Here is a 20965-nt window from a genome sequence, read left to right on the forward strand (position 1 = left end):
GGACCTCAATGAACAGGAGTGCCGGTTTTCCGGTAGAGCAACTGTCCGCTCACATAGGTTGCCTCGACCGAGCGTTCGTCACCCAGCATCATCGTGCCGAAGGCATCATGTTCCATCCGCGCGCACTGGTGTTCTTCGCTGGTCTGATCTTTCCCGAACGGGTTGTTTTGTGCTCGAAAGGCGAGGGCAGGCGTCGGGCTGAGGTCCAGCACAACCAGGTCGGCATATTTGCCCGGATCCAGGCTGCCGATTTCATCTTCAAGCATCAGGGACTTGGCGCCGCCGAGCGTCGCCAGGTAGAGCCCCTTGAAGACCGACAGCTTTTGCGACTGGAGCGCCGCCACCTTGTAGGCGTCGTTGAGCACTCTCAGGATCGAGAAACAGTCACCGGCCCCCATGTCGGTCCCAAGACCGACGAGGACCGGCGTTTCCAGGGACTTCGCCTTGTGGATCATGAAGAGGCCGCTGCCGAGATAGAGGTTGGAAGACGGACAGAAGGAGATTGAGCACTTGGACGCCGACATGCGTTGAAACGCGTCGTCGCTCAGGTGAATGGCATGTCCGGCCGTGAATTTCGGACCGACGATGCCGGCTCGTTCATAGACGTTCAGATAGTCACTTGCTTCGGGAAAGGCTTCAGCGACCTGGGCGATCTCCTTGTGGTTCTCCGACATGTGTGTGTTGACCCACGCAGTCGGGTATTCCCCCTTCAGCTGACCGCATCGGTCGAGCTGTTCTCTCGTTGAACCAAGCGCGAAACGTGGCGTGATCGCATATTTGTTGCGCCCCTTCATGTGCCAGCGCTCGATCAGATCCTTGCTGTTTGCGTAAAAACTGTCCGCAGTGTCGCGATACTCCGCCGGGGCAAGTCCCTCCCGGTCGATCCCAGTCAATCCCGCGATCATGCAGATGTTGCGCTCGCTGCAGGCTTCGAAAAACGCGTCAACGGATTGCGGAAACGTCGTCGTGAACACCTGCGCCGTGGTCGTGCCATTCATCAGAAGCATGTTCAGGAAACGGTCCGCCACGGAGCGCGCATATGTTTTGTCCTGGAACTTGAGCTCCGTTGGAAACGTGTATTTCTCAAGCCACTCCAGCAACTGTTCCCCATAGGCCGCGATCATCTCGGTCTGCGGATAGTGAACGTGCGTGTCGACGAAGCCCGGCATGATCAGTCTGTTGGCATAGTGATGCGTGCTGACGTCGGCGTATTTCTCCGCGAGTTCATCGAAACGCCCGAAGTCCGCAATCTTTTCGCCGTCCATTACCAGGAGGCCGTCAGGCAGGTATCGGATTGCTTCTTGTTCGTCCCTGTAGAAAGGGTCGTGCAAAAAATCCAGAAAAGCGCCTCTGATTGCCTTCATTTCCGCCTCCATCGTCCATAGAGGCCACGATATTGAACTAGAAGTATTGGAAAAGTGTAGAGATTTTCAGATGTTGACGCATATGTTCGAACAAAGGCAAATAATTAACGGTCCTTTGCTGAAATGAAGCGGCAAGGTGCCATCCTGCCTGTAGTGACAATTGTGAGGTTCTGCAGGTCGCTCTAGGCTGGTGAAACGATGTTGCCGGGAAATGCGGCTTGATTACATGGAAAACGCAAATGTGTGTTTCCAACTTACTGTCCGGTCTTTCGCGGCGACTGCCCTGCAGTTTGTCGGACGATCGTTTGCGGCGCGTTTGGCCGGCACATGCCGTGTGCCTGATTGCGCTCCTTTTCTGCCTGGCTCAGCAGGCCCACGCGCAAACCACTGGCGCGATTGTCTTTAGCGGTCTCAAGAATGACGGTTCCTTCAATGAACTGGCGCATGAAGGTACAAAGCGCGCGATCGAGCAGTTGGATCTTGATATCCAGGAATGGGTTGCGACAGACGAGCAAGAGGTCTTTGGTGTGCTGCGCTCGCTGGCAAAACACGGTGCAGATCACCTTGTGACCCTCGGCTTTACAAACACCGAGGCCGTTCGCACGGTCGCCACGGAATATCCCGATGTCATGTTTACACATATCGACGGATTGATCGCTGACATGCCCAATGTCAGGTCCATCTTGTTTTCCGAACAGGAGAGCGGCTTTGTCGCCGGTTATGTCGCCGGACTGAAATCAAAGTCCGCCAAGGTCGGCACGATTGGCGGGACGGACATTCCTCCGGTGCGCAGGTTCATGTGTGGTTTTGCAGCGGGGGCGAAGCACGCTGACGGCTCCGTTGAAATTCAGGCGAGTTACGTAGGGCCCAACAGTGGCGCCTTCCGCGACATCCGCGGCGGCAAGCTCGCAGCCGAGCAGATGCTGACCAGTGGTGTGGATGTCATTTTTGCGCCAGCAGGCCTGGCCGCGGAAGGGGTCGCGAAGGCGGCGGAAGGTGCCGGAGCTCATGTCATCATGGTCGACGCAAACAGGAACGCCTTCATCCCGGGAACGGTTTTGACGAGTGCGCTGAAACGGGTCGACGAAGCAGCCTTCGCAACGTGGAAATCGGTCTCAAACGGAACCTGGACGGCAGGGGTCGAGATCATGACTGTCCGGGAAAATGGCGTGGACTGGGCGGTTGATGAGCACAACAAGGCTCTGGTTGTCGATATCGAGCGATCGGTATCGGAGGTCAAGCGAGCGCTTGCCGACGGCACACTTGTGATTGAGCCCGTGGACAACGTGGCCGGCTGCTCCGAAATCCTGTGACCTGTAAAAAAGCCCCGGCCAAAGGACCGGGGCAATTCGTTTTCAGCAATCAAGTGATGTATCAGGCGGCCTGCGTCTTGGCGGCCTGCAGTTTTTCCAGAATGTTCTGCGGCGAGGAAACGCCGTAAGGGTCGCTGTCGCAGTTGTCGGAGAAACCTTCTTCCTCGAACCACTGGTCGACAACACCATCGTTCACCACCGCGCCATAGCGCCAGGAACGCATGCCGAAACCGAGATTGTCCTTGGCGACCAGCATGCCCATCTTGCGGGTGAATTCGCCCGATCCGTCCGGGATGACCTTGACCTTGTCGATGCCCTGCGCCTTGGCCCAGGCATTCATGACAAAAGCATCGTTGACGGAGATGCAGTAGATCTCGTCGATGCCTTCAGCCTTGAAGGCGTCGAACAGTTTCTCGAAATCCGGCAGCTGGTAGGTGGAGCAGGTCGGCGTGAACGCACCCGGCAGGGAGAACAGAACGACCTTCTTGCCCTTGAAGTAGTCGTCGCTGGTCTTGTCTTCCCAACGGAACGGGTTCGGACCGTCGATGGATTCATCGCGGACGCGGGTGCGGAAGGTAACGGAAGGCACGTGTTTGCCGAGCATGATTGACTCCGAAAATTCTGAAATTGTCTGGTCAGTCCATAAGGTGTTCGATCGCAAGAAGAGACCGCACACGGCTGGAAGTGGACCGAAGAAGAGACACATCGCCTAGCGCATTTGTTGCGTTGCCGCAATCCGTTTTGCTCCGCAAAATCACCTGAAAGGTCAGCTTCAACACTGAAGCTGTGGATCTGTCAGAAATGACAATCACCTGCATCCATTCGTCAGCGTGCCCTGCGTCCGGAATGCTTCACAGGTTTCCCGACAAGATTTCTGGCAAATGCTTGTAAGACCGGATAATTTCGCATCTTGAGAGTCTTCGTTTTTCCTGGTCACCGTCTGCACCGGCGGCGGAGAGCAGGGAAATCGTGAAATGGGCGTCGGATGCAAAAACTGTTTCAGTGGGTGCGCTGGTTCTGCATGGGATTGGCCACCGTCGTTTTTCTCGGCCAATTGGCGATGGTGCTGATGCGCTATCTTCTCGGCATTGGCTTCCTGGAAGTGCAGGACGCGGTAAACTATGCCTTCGCGTCGCTCGTGGCCCTGTCCGTCATCGTGGCCTTTGACGCGGAAAAGCATGTGCGTGTCGATGTCTTCCGCCAGAACTGGTCAGACCTTTTCAACCGCCGGATTGATATGCTGGGCTATCTCGTCCTGGCGATCCCCGTGTTTGCACTGATGGCCTGGACGGCCTTTCCGCTGGTGCGCAGCTCCTGGGTAATCCTGGAAGGGTCGCCCGAGACCGGCGGTTTGCCGGGGCTGTTTGTGGTCAAGACCTGCCTGCTGGTCTTGCCGGTCCTGGTCCTGCTCTTCGCGGTCCGGCGGCTTGTCACGCTTTGGCGGCGACCTGTCTCATGAGTGCGGATATTCTCTGGCTGCTGGTGATGGCTCTTGCCGTCTTCGGTTTCATCCTGAGCGGTGTTCCTGTGTTGCTGGCGATTGCCGGTGCGCCGACGCTGGTCGCGCTGCTGGCAGCACTGTCAGGCCAGTTTGATCTGCTTTATTTTCAGGCGGTGCCGCAGCGCGTTTTCGGGATCATGACCAACCCGCTGCTGTTGGCGGTGCCGCTCTTTGTCTTCATGGGGTTGATCCTGGAGAAATCCGATCAGGCGGAGCGCATGCTCAAGAGCCTGACGGCGGCCCTTGGCGGACACCAGGCGTCCCTGGCGCTGGCCGTGGTGCTCGTCAGCGCCCTGATCGCTGCGTCGACCGGGATCATCGGCGCCACCATCGTGATGCTCGGGACGATCACGTTGCCGGCGCTGCTCAAGGCAGGGGTCAACAAGCACATGAGCAGCGGTCTGATCTGTGCAAGCGGAACCCTGGGTCAGATCATCCCGCCCTCCATCGTGCTGATCCTGCTCGGAGACCAGGTCTCGAATGCCTATTTCGAAGCCCAGCAGGAAGCCGGGAACTTCGCACCGGATCCCGTCACCGTTGGCGATCTCTTCGCCGGCGCATTGTTGCCTGGGCTTTTGCTGGTCACGCTTTACGGTGCTTACGTTCTGTTCCGACTGCGCGGTGGGGGCGAACGGTCCGAAAAACCCGTAGACCAGCCGAAAGCCTCGATCTCCGAACTCGTTGGCAGCATTGCACCCACGCTTGGGCTGATCGTGGCGGTTCTGGGCAGTATCCTGATCGGCATTGCAACGCCGACAGAAGCTGCCAGTGTCGGTGTTGCCGGCGCCATCCTGATCGCGGCATCGAGCCGAACCGGGACCAGCGCGCGCCTGGCGATGTTTTGTGCAGGGCTCGCGGTGCTGCTTTTGTTGCTGCGTCGCGCCGGATTGTTCGGCCTGGATTTCCACGAGGGGCAAGTTAGCTGGTCTGCCTTGACGGTCTTTTCCCTGTCCTTGACCACGCTGGCCTTCGGGCTTTTGCTGACGGCTTCAACGTCCTTGTTGCGCAGCGGTGTCTTGCTGCCGGCCCTGAAGGAGACGGTGACCATCACCGGCATGATCTTTGGCATCGTGATCGCCGCCAGTATCCTGTCGCTGGTGTTCCGGGGCTTTAATGGCGATGAACACGTTGCGGAACTCTTGAACGCGCTTCCCGGAGGGGCCTGGGGCATGCTTCTGCTGACGATGCTGGTGATTTTCCTGCTCGGTTTCATCCTGGAATTCGTGGAAATCATCTTCATCGTCGTTCCGATCGTTGGCCCGATCATTCTTCAGTCCGACATCAGCCCGGTCTGGTTCGCGGTTCTGATCGCGCTCAATCTGCAGACATCGTTCTTGACGCCGCCCTTCGGATTTGCGCTCTTCTATTTCCGGTCCGTAGCACCGGCGGACATCCGCACCACCGACATCTATGTGTCGGTGATCCCGTTTGTCGCCATCCAGCTCCTGGCACTTGGCCTGGTTGCCGCCTTTCCGGCACTGGCAACCTTTCTGCCTGAAGTTCTGTTTTGATGTTTGAAGGAGGTATCAGATGAAAAGACGCGATTTTCTGAAAGCAGGAGCGGTTGCTGCGCCCGCCAGCCTGTTGGCGGCCCCGGCCATTGCCCAGGGCAAGATCGAATGGAAACTGCCGACATCTTTTCCGGCCAAGGCGCCGGGCGTTGGGACCAATGTCACCACCTTTGCCGATCGCGTTGCGGCCATGTCCGACGGACAGCTGACCTTCAAGGTCTTTTCCGGAGGAGAGCTGGTGCCGCCTTTCGGTGTTGAGGATGCAGTGGAGCAGGGCACGGCCGAAATCGGTCATTCGACGCCTTACTACGCCGCGTCCAAGAACTCCGCGTTGCATTTCTTTTCCGCCGTGCCGTTTGGCATGACCGCTGTCGAGACGACGGCGTGGCTGCGCTATGGCGGCGGTCAGGACCTCTGGGACGGCATTTATGCCGAGCGCGGGCTGAAGCCGTTCTATTCCGGCAGCTCCGGAGTTCAGGCCGCCGGTTGGTTCAAGAAGCCGGTTGAAAGCCTCAATGACCTTGCCGGTCTCAACATGCGTATCGCCGGCCTCGGCGGTGAGGCCATGCGCAAGCTCGGCGTCAATGCCGTTCTGCTGCCGCCTCCGGAAATCTTCCCGTCCTTCCAGTCCGGCGCCATTGACGCCGCTGAATGGGTCGGGCCGATGCTGGACCAGGCATTCGGTCTGCAGAAGGTCGCCAAATATTGTTATGTGCCGGCCTTCCACGAGCCCTCCGCTGCACTGGAGATCGTGGTCAACAAGGAGGCCTATGAGGGGCTGCCGGCACACCTTCAGGCGATCATTGCCAATGCCGCCGAAGCTGCATCGGTCGAAACGACAGCCCAGTTCGACTATTACAACGTTGTTGCCATGAAGAAGCTCAAGGACGATGGCGTCACCTTCGGCGCGTTCCCGGAGGACGTGATTGCCGCCCTGAAACCGGCCGTCGCCGAGGTTCTGGCCGAAAATGCCGCCGCCAATCCGAAATTTGCTGAAGTCCAGAAGAGCTACGATGCGTTTCTGGAGCTCGCAAAGGATTATGCGACCGAGGTCAAGGCAGCGACCTTCACCCAAAGGGTGTGAGCCGAAAATCCTGCCATCGGATGCCGTCCGGTGGCAGGACACTCGTGCACGAAAGAAGTTTGTCAGAATTTCAACTGATGATAGTGTTTTCCTGGAAAAGCAATTTTGAGGGGTTGGGTTTTCCGGGGGGACATCATGAAACGGCTTTTGACTGCAGTGCTTTTGGTGGTTGGCTTAGGCGTGTCGGCAACGACTGCTTCAGCCCAGCAGGAAATGCCGCCACCCAGGTCCGATAGCTGGATCGCGCCGACACAGTTTCTGGCGTGTCACGGCAATGCCTACGCGCTTTGTTATTACTCCGGTCCTGAAAAACGGACGCCAAGCCATCGGTATTCCGATCCGCCCTTTTTGCCGTGTGAGCTGGATCCTGACAATCCTGGAGCCGCCAAGTGTACCTGCTATGCGGTTGAAGGAGAGCCGGTGGTGCCGAAAAGAGAATTGCTCGGGCTACGCTACCGTTTCAACTACGTGCTCATGACCAGCATACTCAACGAACAGGCGCTTGAGGAAACGCGGACCGAATGCGGCCCGCTCGGCAAGGAGTGCCTCAATCTCGTCAATATGGATTTGTGTTCCGAGTGGCAGTTCCGGCCGGACCAATGCAAACAGGCCCAAGTCTGCTCCAAGCTTGGAAACGCCCATACTGGTGAAAAACAAACACTATATCCTGATATGCCGGACGTCGATCTGATCTCGACCTTCAGTTTCGCGCATATCTCGGAACACAGTTTCGGATCAACCAGTTGCGAAAGCGGCCTTTATGCAGGCTGCATGACCGCACCTTGCACCGCCGAGGATGAAAGAGGGCTGACCACCTGCCAGTGCCCCACCTACACGGGCCCATTTCAGATCGGTCAGCGCGAGATGCGGTTGAAGGAACTGGACCTTGGCTGCGACATCTCGCCGAGGGTCTGGTCTGCGGCCAACCACATAAAGCCACAAGGTCAATAAGCGGTTCCGGACCGGACGTGGCTGCCGGGACAGACCATCCGGCAGTGGTTCAGCTTTCCAGCTTGCGTTCGCGCCAGACGATATAGATCCCGCTGGCGATGATGATGGCTGCCCCAAGATAGGTCGCCGTATCCGGGATCTCACCCCAGAGAAGATAACCGAGCAACGTCGCCCAGAGGAGGGCGGTGTAATCGAAAGGTGCCACCACGGCCGCTGGTGCAAACCGGAAGGCCTGGGTCATCAGCGTGATGCCGGCGGTGCCGAAAAAGGCAAGGCCCAGGAAAAGCCATGCGTCCTCCATGTGTGGCGTCACCCAGACAAACGGCATCACCAGCGTGCTTAGCAGCGCACCGGCGCCGACCAGGTAAAGCATCATGGTCCAGACACTTTCGCGCGGATCGACCCACCGGGCGCTGAGCATCAAAAGTGCGTAGAAAAACGCCGTGACCACAGGCAGCAGCGACGCTGCCTGGAACGTGTCACCGCCGGGGCGTACGATGACCAGAACGCCGGCAAATCCGATCAGAACCGCCGACCAGCGCCGCCAGCCGGTTGGTTCGCGCAGGACCAGCGCGGAGATCGCCGTCACGAAGACCGGCATCACGAAGATCAGCGCGGTTGCTTCGGCAAGGCCGAGATAGATGAAGCTGGTGAAGAACAGCGTGGCTGCAACGAGCCACAGGACACCGCGCAGAAGATGGGCGGCTGGTCGGTGTGTTACCAGCGCCCCGCGTCCGCCCATCTTGAGGGCTATCAGCATGGCAAAGGGCAGGGCGATGATGTTGCGCAAAAACAGGATCTGGATCGGCGAATAACCTTCCGTCAGCGTTTTGGCGATGGCGTCGTTGACACACAGGCTCGCGACCCCGACGGACATCAGCAGGATGCCCGTGGTTGCCTTGGAGGACGGGGCCGTCGCCACATTTTGCATTTGCTGATCTCCTGCGCGCATTTCAGGTAATCTTGAAACTCGGGTCGCGCAAGGTCATTTCTCGCAGGAAATGGCCTCGGTAAGATCGACAATTCAATTTATGGGTGTGGTTCGGTTGGATGTTTGCTACACTCAAGCATGCTCTTCAAAAGACTAATGCTGGTTTCGCTTCTGGTGCTGACGTTTTTCGGCAACGCTGCTTTTGCTGACAAACCGACCAAGATTCGCCTGACCAACGGGGAATGGGCGCCCTATCAGTCTCAGAACCTGCCCGAATACGGCGCAGCGTCTGCGTTGGTCACCGCCGCCTTCGATGCTGTCGGCATTGAGGTGGAATATGGATTTTTCCCTTGGAACCGGGCCATGATCGAAGTCGAGCGCGGCGCTTGGGACGGGACCTTCATGTGGGTGCTGACACCTGAGAGGCAACGGATCTACCTGCCGAGCGATCCGCTCTTCACCCTCGATGAAGTTGTTTTTTACAACAAGAACAATCCGATCGAAGCCAATGAGCCATCCGACCTGAAGGGCAGGGTCATGGGCGCGCTCGATTCCAGCGCTTTCGGAAGGCAATTTGCACCGCTGGTGGAGGACGGCTCGATTTATGTCGCGCGGGTTCGCAACAATCAGCAGTTGTTCGAGATGCTGGCCCGGGAGCGGGTGGACTTTGTGCCCGAGCTGAAAACCAGCGGCTATGATGCTGTTCTGGAACACCTGACGGAAGAGCAGAGAAATCGCATCGGCCATCTTGAGACGATGACCTATCCCTGGTCCTACCACCTGCTGATCTCCCGGCACATCGACGACGGTCCCTATTTCGTCGATGCCTTTAATCGCGGCATGGAGATCATCCGGGAAAACGGCGAATTCGAACGCATCATTGGACCCTATATCCGGCCGAAGGTCCTCAACTGATTTCAAAGAGCGTCTTTTCAGCTACGGATGCGGCTGCCTTTGCGTCTTTTGTCCGCAAATGATATTGAGCCGCCCATGACTGCAACAAACCGCCTCTATTCCGCCCACCTGCCACGTTTCTCCGTGGCCCCCATGATGGAGTGGACAGACCGACATTGCCGGGCCTTTCACCGGCAGCTGTCGCGGCATGCGCTGCTTTATACCGAGATGGTGACCACCGGCGCGGTCATTCACGGTGACAGGCAGCATCTGCTCGGCTTTTCCGACAGCGAGCACCCGATTGCCTGTCAGCTGGGCGGGTCGGACCCGCAGGACATGGCGGAAGCGGCCCGGATTGTCGCCGATTTCGGCTATGACGAGGTCAACATCAATGTCGGCTGCCCGTCCGACAGGGTGCAGTCCGGTCGCTTTGGCGCCTGCCTGATGGAAGAACCGGCGCTGGTGGCGGCCTGTGTCGAGGCGATGAAGGCGGCGGTCGACATCCCGGTTACCGTCAAATGCCGGATTGGCATCGATGATCAGGATCCGGAAGTGGCGCTTGATGCCATGGCCGATGCGGTCTTTGCCGCTGGCAGCGATGCGCTCTGGGTGCATGCGCGAAAGGCCTGGCTCCAGGGTCTCAGCCCGAAGGAAAACAGGGACATTCCGCCGCTGGATTATGACCGGGTGCTGCGCCTGAAGCAGCGCTTTCCGGAGAAGTTCATCGGTCTGAATGGCGGCCTGCAATCGCTCGACCAGGCCGAGCCTTATCTTGAAACGCTGGACGGTCTGATGTTCGGCCGGGCCGCCTATCACACGCCCGAAATTCTGGGCGAGGTCGATCGCCGCCTTTATGGAGAAAACGCGGACAATGTTTCTCCCTGGCAGGCCGTGAAGGCGCACAAGGCCTATCTGGCGGAGCAGCTCGAACGGGGTGTGAAGCTGGCGCATATGACCCGGCACATGCTCGGGTTGTTTCACGGCCGTCCCGGCGCGCGGTCCTGGCGGCGCATCCTGACTGTGGAAGCGATCAAGCCCGGCGCCGGTCTGGACGTGGTCGACCATGCGCTCGCCGCTGTCAGTCCGGCAGGAGGCGATCTCGCCGCGGCGGAGTAAGTCAGAAATACGATTTTGGCCAATGCGCGGGCGCCGGTTCAACCGCCAGGGAAGCCGTCACGGCGTTATGATCAGCCGGTCGCCTTCGATGCGCCAGCTGCGCAGCCTGTCAAGCGCACTCATGCCCAGAAGACTGGCTTCCAGGGAACCGTCACGGGCGACAAAGCCGCGCACATTTCGCAAGGTGTGATCGCCGATGGTGATATCGTCGATCCGCACGGGCGCAACCAGCGTGCGGCCATTGGCGGTTGAAACCGGCACAGTGAACAAAAGGTCCTCGTCCCGGTAACCGGCCCGGCGGGCATCGGCATAGTTCAGGACAACCGCGCTTGCGCCGGTGTCCAGAAGAAACTCCGTTCGCGCACCATTGGCGCGCCCGCTGACAACAAAATGGCCACCTGCATCGCGCACGATCAGGATCGTGCCGTCCTGCTGTGTGACTGCCATTCCGGGCGCGAGTGCGCCCAGAACCCTGTATCCCGCCTGAACCAGGTCGGTGCGATAGGTGTAGCCGACAACGAGCAGGGCGCAGAGGCCGCCCCAGAACAACGTCCCCTGAATCACTTCGCGTACTTTCGGCTGGCCGAAAATGAAGCTGGCGAGAAAGACAAAGGCCAGCGCGGACAAGGCAACGATGCGCGGGCCCCTGTCATCGAAATTGGCATTGGCCGGATCGGTCGGATCTCCGAAAAAGGCATAAAATGCGCCTGCCGCCAGGACGACCACCAGCACGACAACCATCAGGCCGCGAAAACGCTTGGGTCCGTTCATCCCTGGCCTCCGGCGCCGCGGGTGGGACGCTGTCTTGCCGGGAGGTCTGCAAGAATGTCAGACCTCTGCCGGTCACTGAACTGTGTCCAGGAGGCGATTTCATCGAGGGTCCGGTAACAGCCAAGGCAAAGGCCGGTTTGCCGGTCGATCTGACAGGTTTTGATACAGGGCGACTTCATGAGTGGGATATGGCGGCGGATTGTGGCTTTGCCAAGACAAAATGTGGCGGAAGTGACAGGCGTCAGCTGCTTTGATCAGGAACCGCCACCATAGGTGAAGGGCGCTGTGATGACCCGGATCGGCAGAGCGACGGCTGTCCCTGCGGCATTGCCGACAAAACTGCCCAGATCATTGCCGAGATTGGCGCCACGATTTTGATCCGCTGACGACGAAACAACGGAATTGCTCAGTGTCTTGCGCATTTCCGGCCTCAGTTGAGCAAGCTGCGCGAATTTTGAGTGATGGGCTCCGTCAAGCGATTCCAGTTCCGTCACATCGATCACGATCGCACCGAGTTCAGCCAGATCCTGGTCGTCCGAATAGGCTCCGACCCGTTCCTTGCCGCCGGCAATTGTCCTGGACAGGCGCAGCGCGCGATCGTCCTTGGAGACAATCACCGTATAGGGTTTGGGCGGCTTGCCGAGTTTGCGCAGCTGCGCCTTGAAGAGGTCGATATCGATATCCGGCGCGGCCAGCACGATATCGTCGATCTTGGTGGCTATGCGCCTGCGGTTTTCCGGTTTGGCCTGAACCGCAGTTTCCATCAGCAGCCAGTTCCCCATGGAATGCGCCAGGATGGTGATGTTGGTGGCCCTGGTGTTGGTCAGTTCGACCAGGGTTTCTTCCAGCGCACTGCGCGCAATGGCAGCGCTGTTGAGGTCATAGACATAGTCCTTGAGCGTGCCGCGGGACGCCCAGGTGAAAAAGACCGGAACGCCTTCGAACTTGGCATCGTGAACGATCTGGGCGAACCGATAAAGGCCTTCGGGAAAGCGCGTGTTATAGCCGTGAATAAAGACGAAGATCTCGCGCTTGTTGGGCGGCAGGGCTGCAAGACGCTCATTGATCTGCCGTTTGAAGGCTGCCTTGTCTGCTATGTAGCCGGCGCTGCGGGCAACAAAGTCCTTCTCCGGGTTGCCCGGCAGGCTTTCCGGCCATTCGATCTGGCCCGGCTCGTGACTGGGCGGAACGGAAATCGAGGCTTCGGCATAGCTGACAGCCGAGGAGCGTTCACCGCCGAAATAGGTGTCCGGGCGACTGTCCCGCTCACGCGTGGTCACGATCATGATGTCGCTGATCTTGGCATCCGGTGCTGGTTCGGTGTTGATCACCAGCGCGCCCGAGTCAGGCCGTCCGCCACAGGCAGTCAGAACCAGAAGCGCAAAAACCAGCGTGGCCGCGACCCAGACGGGCTGCATTCGCGGATTTGCTTCACCACTTTGCCAAACGCGTGTGATCATTCGGGCGACCAGTCCCAGCTCAAGGTTGTTTCAGGGCACCATAAGCATACCCGCGAGAAAACCAAGCCCGCTTGTTTGCTGAATCGCGCCAAGTACGTCGCCAGTCACGCCGCCGATCTTGTCGCGGGCCAGCGCACCGACTGCGAAGGCGGTGACCGCCGCCAACAAGAGAGCCAGCAGAAACGCGGGCAGGGACAGCAGCCAGAAGGCAGGCAGAAGCAACGGAAGGGTCACCAGAAATGCGCCTTTCAGGGTCGCGGCACCCGGTTTGCCAAACCGCACGGCAAGCCCATCCGGACGGGCCTGCGGGAGAGCCCGCCATTGCCAGACAAGAAGCGCACGGCTGAGGGCCTCGCCCGAAAGAAACAGCAAGGCAGCATCTGCGGGTGAAAATCTCTGCCAGAGAGCGGCCAGCAAGGTCACTCTCAAGATCACGCTGACAATCAGGGCTAGAGCGCCAAACGCCCCGATACGGCTGTCTTTCATGATCTCAAGGCGCCTGTCACGGGTGGCGCCGCCAAAAAAACCGTCCGCCAGGTCGCTGAGACCGTCCTCATGCAGGGCGCCGGTGGTGGCCGCCAGAAGACCGATCATCAGCGTTGCCACCGCAAGGCTTGGCAGATGTGTGTAGCCGAGGGCCGTTCCGAGGGCCGCCGCCGGCAGGGCGACCATTAGGCCAGCCAGCGGAGCAGCACGGGCAATGCGCCTGAAGTCGGGAAGGGCGGCCGGATCGTCAAACGCATTGAGGGGTTTGGAGAGAGGTAGGCGGGAGAAGAATCGCACGCACGCGGCGGCATCGGCCACCAGGCGCTGACAGCGGATCAGAAAGGGGGCCGCGTGATCCCAAGGTTTGTCAGAGCTTGAATCGGCTCCGGAATCAGGAAGTTGGTCGGATTCAGAGCTCATCAGGCCGGTCCCGCGCTTGAGTTTTTCAAGGGCACGGTTATAGATCAGCGCCTTAGCGATACCAAGTGCCGGCTGGGCCGGCTGAACAATCCGGAAGCTTGAAAATGTCCCTGTCCGAGACCGCGCTGCCTTTCGACGATATCCGCAATCTGGTGAAATCCATGCCCGGACCGGATGAGGAAGCGCTCGGCAAGGTGAGGGCGCGCGATGCGGAACTGACCAAACCGGCCGGGTCGCTCGGCAGACTGGAAGAAATCGCTGAATGGCTCGCCGCCTGGTCAGGCAAGGCGCCGCCGAAAATCACCCGTCCGCTGGTGGCGATCTTCGCGACCGCTCATGGGGTGGCCGATGAAGGGGTGTCTGCCTTCCCGAGTGCGGTCAACCGTCAGATGGTCGAGAATTTTGCTGCCGGTGGCGCGGCCATCAACCAGCTCTGCCGGGCCTACGACATTGGCCTGAAAGTGTTCGATCTGGCGGTGGACATGCCGACACCGAGCATTACCAGGGAAGATGCCATGGACGAGGCCAACTGCGCCGCCACCATGGCCTATGGCATGGAGGCCCTGGCAGGCGGTGTTGACTTGATCTGTCTCGGCGAAATGGGCATCGGCAACACCACCGTTGCTGCCGCCGTGCTGAACGGCCTCTTCGGAGGCAAGGCCGAGGACTGGATCGGACGCGGCACCGGCGTCGATGACGAGGGACTGGCGCGCAAGCGCGATGCGGTAACCGCGGCTGTCGAACGTCTCAATGGAGAAAAGGACCCTCTGGAGGTCCTGCGCAAGATCGGCGGACGGGAAATCTCGGCCATGGCCGGCCTCATCATCGCCGCACGCCTGCAGCGTGTCCCGGTGATTGTCGACGGCTTTGTTACCACAGCTGCCGCAGCCGTCGTCTATGCCATGGACCCGGAAGGGCTTGATCACTGTCTTTTCGCCCATGTGAGCGCGGAGCAGGCCCATGCACGGGCACTGGACCATATGGGCAAGGAAGCCCTGTTCGATTTCGGCATGCGTCTTGGGGAAGGCTCCGGAGCGGCGCTGGCCGCAGGTATTGCGAAAGCGGCGGCTGAAATGCATTCCGGCATGGCCACATTCGCCGATGCGGGCGTTGCCGAAAAGTCCGAATAAGGTCCTGGACGGCCGCCTCAGGCGGATCGATTGAAGGCCGGTTCGGCGTCTTCCGGGTCGACCCAGATCACATCCGGTGAGAAATTCATGATTCGCGCCCGGGGCAGGGTCACGGTGACTTCCGTGCCTTCGCCCAGTTTCGATTTCAGGGCGAACTTGCCTTCATGCATGTTGACCAGCGCCTGAACAATCGACAGGCCGAGGCCGGTGCCGGGTTCCGCCGTCTTGATGGCGTGTGAGCCCTGACCGAAGGCTTCCAGAACGGTTGGAACCTCTTCTTCCGGGATGCCCGGGCCGCTGTCCTTGATCGACACATACTGGCCGCCATCGGAGGTCGGACCGACCATGATCCGGACCTCACCGCCGACAGGTGTGAACTTGACCGCGTTGGACAGAAGATTGAGCACCACCTGGCGCAAAGCCCGTTCATCGGCCCAAACCCGGGGCAGGTCGGGTTCATGGGTGTGGTGCAGGGAAATCGACTTGGCCTTCGCCCGGACCTTCATCATGGTGCCGCATTCCTCGACAACGTCGTCAAGATAAAGCGGTTCTTCGTGCAATTCGTGGCGGCCGGCCTCGATGCGCGAGAGATCGAGAATCTCGTTGATCAGGTTCAAAAGGTGCTGGCCGGACCCGTGAATGTCCTCGGCGTAGGAGCGGTAATTCTTGTTCTCCATCGGGCCGAGCACTTCGTCCTTCATGATCTCCGAGAAGCCCAGGATGGCGTTGAGCGGCGTACGCAACTCGTGGCTCATGGTGGCCAGGAAACGGGACTTTGCAAGGTTGGCGGCTTCTGCACGCCGCCGGGCTTCGTCCGACATGGCATTGGCAGTCTCAAGCTCTGCAATCAGGTGATCCTTGTCCGCCCGGTACTCCAGCATCGTGTTGGCGTTTTTCAGGAGCTGGTTGCCAAGGATGAAAAAGAAACCCTGAGCGCCGATCGCCATCGCTGCAAGCGTGTAATGGATCGGATCGACTTCCTTCAGGAAACTGACGGTCACGACCAGCGTCATCGGCAGCGTGCTGGCCAGGAGGCATCTCGGCAAGGTCGCCGACTGCATCGTGTTCATGGCGACAACGATCAGGAGCGTCGCAAAATGAAAGATGACGAAGCCTTCACCGGCATCGCTTGTCTTCGGCATCAGGAAAAACAGCGCCCAGCTGCAGCCGTAGATGAAGTCGCCGAGCGTGAAACGCCGGCGCCAGTAGATCCGTGCCTTCTGGTCAGAGGGCGCTTTTTCATAGGTGTGGCTGGTCACAACCATCAGGAAGTGGGTGCAGAGCGTGACCGTGAACCAGGCGCCGATGAACAGGGGATCGATCCACAAGACCGAAATTGCCGCGACGATCAGCGCCAGCAGCGGCACGGCATAGGCCGCGTTGATACGGGTGTCGGCAAAAAGGTGCTGGCGTTCCAGATCAAAGGTAGTGTGACGGCTGTCGGGCGCACCCAGACGGCTGCGGACATCCTGGGCCGAACGCGCCATCTCGCGCCGGCGCTGTGCCCGCTGCTCGTTGATGGCGTCCTTGTCGGCGCCTGTTTCTGACGCAAGGGTTCCCATTTGCCGCCCAAGAGTTGTGATTTTGTTATTCTGATAGTGTCTGTTTATTCACTCTGACTCACCATTCCTTAAGATCGTCCTCAAGATCGTGGTTAGGGGAGTCTTAACGGGATGTGTCGGGATGCAACCAATTGCCGGATAAGATGAAATCGAATGACCTTCAGCAGCTTGCGAAGGAGATTCGCGCCTGCCGGATCTGCGCCGACCAGCCCGAGGCCGCACCTCTGCCGCATTCACCGAGACCCGTCCTCCAGGTCTCCTCGACGGCAAGGCTTTGCATTTGCGGCCAGGCGCCGGGGACACGCGTTCACAAGAGCGGCAGACCGTTCACCGATCCGAGCGGTGACCGCTTGCGCGACTGGATGGGAATAGGCGAGGAGACCTTTTACGACCCGGACCAACTCGCGATCGTCCCCATGGGGTTCTGCTTTCCCGGGCTCGACGCCAAGGGAGGGGATCTGCCACCGCGTCGTGAGTGTCGCAAGGCCTGGCACGACCGGCTGTTCGCCGAGATGCCGCAAATCGAGCTGATCCTGATCGTCGGCCAATATGCGCAGGCCTATCACCTCGGCGACAGACGGCACAAATCCCTGACGGCGACAGTGACCGACTGGCGGAACTACTTCGGTGAGGATGTCATTGAAGGCGGCAGGCGGGTTTTGCCGCTGCCACATCCCTCCTGGCGCAACAATGCCTGGCTGAAGAAAAATCCCTGGTTCGAGACGGACCTGGTGCCGGTGTTGCGCCGGGAAGTGAAACGATTGACGGGGAGCGAGAGCAATTCGCCCGAGATCGAAAAAAATTCTCAAAATGGCTGAATTTGACTTTCCACTTGAAATTCAGTTACGCCTTTTTCCGTTCAGTTAAAATGATTTCCCAATGCGGCCAATGCGGCCGCGAGGGCAATCAGTCGACAAAACCGGATCCTTTCATGATCGACCGCATCGACCGCCGTATTCTGTCAATCCTGCAGGAAGACTGCACCGTTCCCGTTGCCGAAATCGGCCGCCGGGTCGGACTGTCGACGACACCTTGCTGGAGGCGCATTCAGAAAATGGAAGAAGACGGCGTGATCACGGGCCGTGTTGCGTTGCTGGATCCCACCAAGGTCAACGCCAAGGTGACGGCCTTTGTCGCGATCACGACAAGTCAGCATTCCGAGGACTGGCTCAAGAAATTCGCCGACGTGATCCGGGAGTTTCCAGAAGTGGTCGAGTTCTACAGGATGGCCGGGCAGGTCGACTATCTGCTTCGGGTCGCCGTGCCGGACATTGAGGCCTACGACGCCTTTTACAAGAAGCTGATCGCCAAGATCGACATCTCCGACGTCTCGACAACCTTTGCCATGGAGCAGATCAAGAACACCACGGCGCTGCCCCTTGGTTATGTCGCCGCGGAAAAGCCGAAGCCGGAGAAGGGCTGAGCCCCGCTCCGGCGTGGCGGCTCAGGCCACTTTCGGCCAATAGGTGCCGAGGCACCACAGGTTGCCCTCGGGGTCCTGGCAGATGAACTCCCGGCTGCCATAGTCCCGATCTTCCGGTTCCTGCAGGATTGTGGCGCCCGCCGCCTTGGCCCTGGCAAAGGCCTGGTCGGCGTCGTCAATTGCCCTTGTCAGCAAGAGGATGCCGGGCAAAAAATCGGGCGGTTTCGGCCTCGGACACGGCCTTGCCGCAAAAGATCTCGACAAAATAGGGCATGCGCTGAAGCCGTGGGCCAAGAGGTTCGCTCGGGCCATCCTTGATCATCGAGATATAGCCGATCTGCGTGAGATAGATCGTGTCGGCGCGCACGCGGGCATAGGCCGCGTCATACCCAAATCGCTCGAACATGGCCTGCAGCGCGCCAGCGCGTACCCGGTCGGCCTCGTCCAGAAGGACCGCCAGCGATGCGTCGGTATGCGCCCAGTTGCGCACGGCAAACTCCAGTTTTGAATCGAACAGGTCCGGCATGAGCCAGAGATCGAAGAGATTCAGGATCGCTTCGGTGATCGTCTCCGCGTAGTCTTCGGTGCGCCTCACCAGATTGCCGGTGTTCTTGGACTGCCACAGGGTGATCAGGGCGTTCAGCAGATCGTCGCGATCTGAAAAGTGGCCGTAGAAGCTGGTGCGCGACAGGCCGAGCCGCTGCGCAAGCGGCATCACCTTCACTCCATCAATGCCGTTTTCCAGAAGCGCCTGGTAGGCCGCTTCGATCCAGATCTCGCGGGTGCCCCGCCAGCCGGATGTTTTTTCGATCAAGGGCTCGGTCATAAATCTCCGATAGCAGCGAATTTCCGCCACAGCAACCAAAATTGACACCTATGTCACCAAAAGCGACATGAATGTCGTTTTTGCGTCTTTTCAAAGCAAATGGACTGGCTCACTCTGGACCAAATGAGGAGTTCCGAGTTGCCGGAAGAGGTTCGAAGAGGGAAACTGATGTCCAAGGATCCGCTGTTGCAGCCCTATCAGCTGAAGCACCTGACATTGAAAAACCGGATCATGATCACGTCGCACGAACCGGCCTATCCGGAAGACGGCATGCCCAAGGACCGGTACCGGGCCTATCATGAAGTGCGGGCCAAAGCCGGTGTCGCCATGACCATGACAGCCGGGTCCGCAGCCGTGTCCCGCAATTCGCCGCCGGTCTTCAACAACATCCTTGCCTACAAGGACGAGGTGGTGCCCTGGGTCCGGAAGCTGACGGATGCCTGTCATGAGCATGGCTGCGCCGTCATGATCCAGCTGACACATCTTGGCCGCCGCACGCACTGGAACAAGGGGGACTGGCTGCCGGCTGTCTCGTCGAGCCATGAGCGTGAAGCTGCCCACAGGGCCTTTCCGAAGCAGGTCGAAGACTGGGACATTGCCCGGATCATCCAGGACTATGCCGATGCCGCGGAGCGCATGAAGGAAGGCGGCATGGACGGCATCGAGCTGCAGGCCTATGGCCACCTGATGGACCAGTTCTGGTCACCGGCCACCAACACGCTCGACGGACCTTATGGAGGCTCCCTGGAGAACCGCATGCGCTTTTCGCTGGACGTGATCGATGCGGTTCGTGAGCGGGTCGGGGATGACTTTATTCTCGGGATCCGGTTCACGGCCGACGAGGACATGGAAGGGGGCATCACGGCAGACGAGGGTCTGGACATCGCCCGGTGCCTCAGGGACACCGGCAAGATCGATTTCCTGAATGTCATCCGCGGTCATATCGATACGGATCCGGGTCTGACCGATGTCATTCCGGTCCAGGGCATGCGCAACGCGCCCCATCTCGACTTCGCCGGCCAGATCAAGAAAGAGATTGGCCTGCCGACCTTCCACGCTGCCAAGATCCCCGATGTGGCGACCGCCCGGCACGCGATCGCCGAAGGCCTGCTCGATATGGTCGGCATGACCCGTGCACACATGGCCGACCCCTTGCTGGTAAAGAAGATTGCAGAAAGGCGGGAAGACGATATTCGACCTTGCGTCGGCGCCACCTATTGTCTGGACCGCATCTATCAGGCCGGCGATGCGCTGTGCATTCACAATGCGGCCACCGGACGGGAACTCACGATGCCACATGAGATCCCGCCTGCGGAGAGCCGGAAGAAGGTCGTGATTGTCGGTGCCGGACCGGCAGGCATGGAGGCGGCCCGCGTGGCGGCCGAGCGCGGTCACGACGTGACTGTGTTCGAAGCCGCTCCCGACGCTGGTGGTCAGATCCGTCTGACCGCCCAGTCCGAACGCCGTCGGGAGATGATTTCGATCATTGAATGGCGCATGGACCAATGTGTGGCAAAAGATGTGAAGTTTCGCTTCAATACATTTGCAGAAGCAACTGATGTTACGTCCGAAAACCCGGATTCAGTTATTATTGCCACAGGTGGTCTGCCCCACACGGACGTCCTGTCGGAAGGCAATGACCTTGTCGTGTCGTCGTGGGATATCATTGCCGGCGATGTGAAACCGGGCAGGCGAGTGCTTGTCTATGACGATGCCGGCGATCATGCCGCCTTGCAGGCGGCCGAGATCATTGCCAGGTCCGGCGCCCATGTCGAGATCATGACCCCGGACCGGTCCTTTGCGCCGGATGTCATGGCCATGAACCTGGTGCCCTATATGCGTGCCCTTCAGGACGAGGATGTGCGCTTCACGGTGACCTACCGGCTGAAGGCGGCCAAGCGGTCGGGCAACATGATCACCGGGGTGATCGGCACGGACTATTCCAGCCATACGCAGGAACGGGAGTTTGATCAGATCGTGGTCAACCACGGCACCATCCCGATGGATGAGCTTTATTTCGACCTGAAGCCGCTGTCCAAAAATCTGGGCGCCGTCAATCAGGAAGCGCTGATATTCGGACGGGCGCAGCCCATGGAGGCCAATCCGGAAGGGCGCTTTGCGCTGTTTCGGATCGGCGATGCGGTGTCGGCCCGCAACACCCATGCAGCCATCTATGACGCCTTACGTCTGGTCAAGGATATCTGACGAAACATTCACCACGC

21 protein-coding genes are annotated in these 20965 nt (G+C 59.4%); 11 read left to right on the top strand and 10 right to left on the bottom strand.

Going from position 1 to position 20965, the window contains the following annotated elements; all coding sequences use genetic code 11:
* Window positions 1-5: 5 nt before the first annotated feature.
* Window positions 6-1364 (bottom strand): guanine deaminase, encoded by a 1359-nt coding sequence (guaD, locus tag CHH27_RS03810; RefSeq protein WP_094074502.1) that lies wholly within the window; start codon window positions 1362-1364, stop codon window positions 6-8.
* Between the two features lie 305 nt (window positions 1365-1669).
* Between guaD and CHH27_RS03815 the strand changes: the two genes are divergently transcribed.
* Window positions 1670-2677, top strand: a complete 1008-nt coding sequence (locus tag CHH27_RS03815) for a BMP family protein (RefSeq protein WP_157738670.1) — start codon at window positions 1670-1672, stop codon at window positions 2675-2677.
* 61 nt (window positions 2678-2738) lie between these two features.
* Here the strand turns inward: CHH27_RS03815 and CHH27_RS03820 are convergent, their stop codons facing one another.
* A complete protein-coding gene (locus tag CHH27_RS03820; RefSeq protein WP_094070402.1) occupies window positions 2739-3281 on the bottom strand; it encodes a peroxiredoxin in 543 nt (180 codons plus the stop codon).
* Window positions 3282-3662: 381 nt separating this feature from the next.
* Here CHH27_RS03820 and CHH27_RS03825 point away from each other — a divergent pair, with 381 nt between their 5' ends.
* From CHH27_RS03825 to CHH27_RS27530, 4 genes are all read left to right on the top strand, one after another.
* Window positions 3663-4136, top strand: coding sequence for a TRAP transporter small permease subunit (locus tag CHH27_RS03825; RefSeq protein ID WP_208988524.1), 474 nt, complete (start codon window positions 3663-3665; stop codon window positions 4134-4136).
* Window positions 4133-5689, top strand: a complete 1557-nt coding sequence (locus CHH27_RS03830; RefSeq protein WP_094070404.1) for a TRAP transporter large permease subunit — start codon at window positions 4133-4135, stop codon at window positions 5687-5689. Before CHH27_RS03825 ends, CHH27_RS03830 begins: the two co-directional genes overlap by 4 nt.
* A gap of 19 nt (window positions 5690-5708) precedes the next feature.
* Window positions 5709-6773 carry a TRAP transporter substrate-binding protein gene (locus CHH27_RS03835; protein ID WP_094070405.1) on the top strand — a complete coding sequence of 355 codons (1065 nt, stop codon included), beginning with the start codon at window positions 5709-5711 and terminating at the stop codon, window positions 6771-6773.
* Between the two features lie 135 nt (window positions 6774-6908).
* Complete coding sequence (locus CHH27_RS27530) at window positions 6909-7724, top strand: hypothetical protein (RefSeq protein WP_157738671.1); 816 nt, start codon at window positions 6909-6911, stop codon at window positions 7722-7724.
* A gap of 49 nt (window positions 7725-7773) precedes the next feature.
* Here CHH27_RS27530 and CHH27_RS03845 read toward each other — a convergent pair whose 3' ends face one another.
* The gene (locus CHH27_RS03845) at window positions 7774-8655 is read right to left on the bottom strand and encodes a DMT family transporter (RefSeq protein ID WP_094070407.1); all 882 of its coding nucleotides are present in this window, start codon (window positions 8653-8655) and stop codon (window positions 7774-7776) included.
* Window positions 8656-8811: 156 nt separating this feature from the next.
* On the opposite strand from CHH27_RS03845, the gene CHH27_RS03850 reads away from it, so the two are divergent.
* Together CHH27_RS03850 and dusA are read left to right on the top strand one after the other, a co-directional pair.
* Window positions 8812-9570: an ABC transporter substrate-binding protein gene (locus CHH27_RS03850; RefSeq protein WP_157738672.1), complete on the top strand. Its 759-nt coding sequence runs from the start codon at window positions 8812-8814 to the stop codon at window positions 9568-9570.
* A gap of 75 nt (window positions 9571-9645) precedes the next feature.
* A complete protein-coding gene (gene dusA / locus CHH27_RS03855; RefSeq protein WP_094074503.1) occupies window positions 9646-10665 on the top strand; it encodes a tRNA dihydrouridine(20/20a) synthase DusA in 1020 nt (339 codons plus the stop codon).
* Between the two features lie 57 nt (window positions 10666-10722).
* Here dusA and CHH27_RS03860 read toward each other — a convergent pair whose 3' ends face one another.
* The 4 genes from CHH27_RS03860 to CHH27_RS03875 form a co-directional block, all read right to left on the bottom strand.
* Window positions 10723-11436, bottom strand: coding sequence for a TIGR02281 family clan AA aspartic protease (locus CHH27_RS03860; RefSeq protein WP_094070409.1), 714 nt, complete (start codon window positions 11434-11436; stop codon window positions 10723-10725).
* Window positions 11433-11615, bottom strand: coding sequence for a DUF1289 domain-containing protein (locus CHH27_RS03865; protein WP_198338345.1), 183 nt, complete (start codon window positions 11613-11615; stop codon window positions 11433-11435). Before CHH27_RS03865 ends, CHH27_RS03860 begins: the two co-directional genes overlap by 4 nt.
* 75 nt (window positions 11616-11690) lie before the next feature.
* Window positions 11691-12896: an alpha/beta hydrolase gene (locus tag CHH27_RS03870; protein WP_208988526.1), complete on the bottom strand. Its 1206-nt coding sequence runs from the start codon at window positions 12894-12896 to the stop codon at window positions 11691-11693.
* Between the two features lie 30 nt (window positions 12897-12926).
* Window positions 12927-13802, bottom strand: a complete 876-nt coding sequence (locus CHH27_RS03875) for an adenosylcobinamide-GDP ribazoletransferase (RefSeq protein WP_094070412.1) — start codon at window positions 13800-13802, stop codon at window positions 12927-12929.
* Between the two features lie 104 nt (window positions 13803-13906).
* Between CHH27_RS03875 and cobT the strand changes: the two genes are divergently transcribed.
* Window positions 13907-14932 carry a nicotinate-nucleotide--dimethylbenzimidazole phosphoribosyltransferase gene (cobT, locus tag CHH27_RS03880; RefSeq protein ID WP_094070413.1) on the top strand — a complete coding sequence of 342 codons (1026 nt, stop codon included), beginning with the start codon at window positions 13907-13909 and terminating at the stop codon, window positions 14930-14932.
* Window positions 14933-14949: 17 nt separating this feature from the next.
* On the opposite strand, the gene CHH27_RS03885 is transcribed toward cobT, so the two are convergent.
* Window positions 14950-16494 (bottom strand): HAMP domain-containing sensor histidine kinase, encoded by a 1545-nt coding sequence (locus CHH27_RS03885; protein ID WP_094070414.1) that lies wholly within the window; start codon window positions 16492-16494, stop codon window positions 14950-14952.
* Window positions 16495-16637: 143 nt separating this feature from the next.
* Here CHH27_RS03885 and CHH27_RS03890 point away from each other — a divergent pair, with 143 nt between their 5' ends.
* On the top strand, window positions 16638-17312 hold the full coding sequence (locus CHH27_RS03890) for a uracil-DNA glycosylase family protein (protein ID WP_094070415.1): 675 nt from the start codon (window positions 16638-16640) through the stop codon (window positions 17310-17312).
* A 116-nt stretch (window positions 17313-17428) separates the two neighbouring features.
* On the top strand, window positions 17429-17917 hold the full coding sequence (locus tag CHH27_RS03895; RefSeq protein ID WP_208988887.1) for an Lrp/AsnC family transcriptional regulator: 489 nt from the start codon (window positions 17429-17431) through the stop codon (window positions 17915-17917).
* 21 nt (window positions 17918-17938) lie between these two features.
* On the opposite strand, the gene CHH27_RS03900 is transcribed toward CHH27_RS03895, so the two are convergent.
* Window positions 17939-18211: a VOC family protein gene (locus CHH27_RS03900; RefSeq protein ID WP_247646188.1), complete on the bottom strand. Its 273-nt coding sequence runs from the start codon at window positions 18209-18211 to the stop codon at window positions 17939-17941.
* Window positions 18093-18743, bottom strand: coding sequence for a TetR/AcrR family transcriptional regulator (locus CHH27_RS03905; RefSeq protein ID WP_094070417.1), 651 nt, complete (start codon window positions 18741-18743; stop codon window positions 18093-18095). The genes CHH27_RS03900 and CHH27_RS03905 overlap by 119 nt, the downstream gene beginning before the upstream one ends.
* Window positions 18744-18911: 168 nt before the next feature.
* Here CHH27_RS03905 and CHH27_RS03910 point away from each other — a divergent pair, with 168 nt between their 5' ends.
* Window positions 18912-20948 (top strand): NADH:flavin oxidoreductase, encoded by a 2037-nt coding sequence (locus tag CHH27_RS03910; RefSeq protein WP_094070418.1) that lies wholly within the window; start codon window positions 18912-18914, stop codon window positions 20946-20948.
* The last annotated feature ends 17 nt before the right edge of the window (window positions 20949-20965 follow it).

Origin of the sequence: Labrenzia sp. VG12 (assembly GCF_002237595.1) — a bacterium.
Taxonomy (GTDB): domain Bacteria; phylum Pseudomonadota; class Alphaproteobacteria; order Rhizobiales; family Stappiaceae; genus Roseibium.